Source organism: Microcoleus sp. N3A4, assembly GCF_036701805.1.
Taxonomy (GTDB): domain Bacteria; phylum Cyanobacteriota; class Cyanobacteriia; order Cyanobacteriales; family Microcoleaceae; genus Microcoleus.
Genome location: NZ_JAUBRJ010000171.1, coordinates 1 through 1,705, shown reverse-complemented (window position 1 = coordinate 1,705; position 1,705 = coordinate 1). Strand labels below are relative to the sequence as shown.

At 43.0% G+C, this 1,705-nt stretch carries 3 protein-coding genes; 1 reads left to right on the top strand and 2 read right to left on the bottom strand.

The window, feature by feature from the left end:
- Window positions 1-119 precede the first annotated feature (119 nt).
- Window positions 120-356: an IS1/IS1595 family N-terminal zinc-binding domain-containing protein gene (locus tag QUA56_RS36515; protein WP_333368882.1), complete on the bottom strand. Its 237-nt coding sequence runs from the start codon at window positions 354-356 to the stop codon at window positions 120-122.
- 579 nt (window positions 357-935) lie between these two features.
- Window positions 936-1,154 (bottom strand): hypothetical protein, encoded by a 219-nt coding sequence (locus QUA56_RS36510; RefSeq protein ID WP_333368880.1) that lies wholly within the window; start codon window positions 1,152-1,154, stop codon window positions 936-938.
- Between the two features lie 171 nt (window positions 1,155-1,325).
- Between QUA56_RS36510 and QUA56_RS36505 the strand changes: the two genes are divergently transcribed.
- On the top strand, window positions 1,326-1,634 hold the full coding sequence (locus QUA56_RS36505) for an HNH endonuclease (protein ID WP_333368878.1): 309 nt from the start codon (window positions 1,326-1,328) through the stop codon (window positions 1,632-1,634).
- The last annotated feature ends 71 nt before the right edge of the window (window positions 1,635-1,705 follow it).

The window sequence follows — 1,705 nt, the reverse complement described above, 5'->3', positions numbered from 1 at the left end:
AACTACAAAAATAGATGTTTGCTTACGCAAGCATTTAATTGTTAGTTTAGCATACCAACTAATGAAGAACCTTTTTTTACTTCACTTCTACTTGGAGCTTGACGGCTCCTAACTTTTTATTAACATAGTATTGTAGCCACCTTGGGGAAACTCCGGTAGCCCGCTTCTATTCCAGCCAGAGATATTTTTTCTAATAAAAGTCTATCTATTAACTCTCTTGTGTCTTCCTCCAGCGGCTGATGTCTGGGAGCCATGACAAATTGTCTGTCACAATCTCGACATTTAAAGTTTTGTTTGCCAGTGTGAGTGTGACCATTTTTCACAATGTATTGAGAATTGCACCTGGGACATTTCATAAGCTAAAAGTTAAGGCAGATTGCATTTGTGCCAATCAGAGCATTCATAATGCCGAACAATATATTGCTCAAATCCAAAATAAAGTATCAACTTCATCTGATTATGCTCAACGCCAGTCCTTTAAAATACTTGCTCAACAGATTGAATAAGTAAATTATAACAGGTAATCCTGATTATGCAGGACTACCGAATTTTTGACAGAGCCTTTGGAACTCTAATCGACTACCGCTGGCAATCTATACCCGAGCTACAACAAGCCTTGACAGCTCAATCGGGAGCTTTATAACATGAGCCTAACTGTTGCAAGGGAACTTGGAAAAGGTTTCGGTACAATTCACAATAGAATGTACTTAAAAAACCGCGATTTTGAGAGGCTTGAAATAGACTGGACTCAGCTAAGGTTTTCCGAAGGCCACGGCATCACTAACGAAGTTTCACCAAATATTTTTTTTCTACGTTTATAGAATATGCAACAGGAAACGAACTCGTTTTGTTGGCAGAGGAAAAAGGAGAGCAAGTTGAACTATTAAGGACTCCTTTAAACGGCGAGCTTGACTTTACTGCTTTGGGCGAACGTCTCAGGCTTTTCTATCTTGAAGGAGCAAGCAAAATAATAGGATCTTGAGCTGCAAAGCGCACTCACCGCGATCGCCACCAACAGGGAGCATCTCATATTTGTAAAAACACTTCTTCTGGCTCCTTCCTTCTTCCTCTTTCCTCGCAGCCTCTTTCCTCGCAGCCTCTTTCCTCGCAGCCTCTTTCCTCAAAACTCCAATTTCTAGCTTGGCTGCTTTCATTGAGATGCTCCCCACCAACACCCCCATTTGCGAGAAACTAAACCGAAACCAAAACCTCAACACGTCCGCCATGCCTAAAATCCCTGAGTGCGACCGCTTTTATGCCAGGAGGAGACGGCCCATCTGAGTAATGGCAACAAAAGCGATCGCGCCAATTGTGAGAAATGAGCTATGACAAAACCCAAGAGGTATCCCGACAATTGGCAAGAAATTGCGTTATCGGTGAAAGAAAATGCGCTCTGGCGCTGTACTAAATGCAACCAACAATGCCTCCGACCCGGTAAGAAAAGTGGCTTAACCAAGTCGGAACGATGTGCCTTAACTTTGGCCGTACACCACCGCAACAGAATACCGGAGGACAACCGTCCAGAAAACTTAATAGCCCTTTGTACTGCGTGTCACCTTTCTTATCCCAACCGCGGGCAATCCAACGTCTCGCCTGGACAATTATCGCTCTTTCCTGATGATGACATTGAATAGACCTCTCCAAGAATTGCGAAATCTTTTGTCAGAGCGGATGAGAGCAGTTTTTCATTACTTTTTAATGGCCA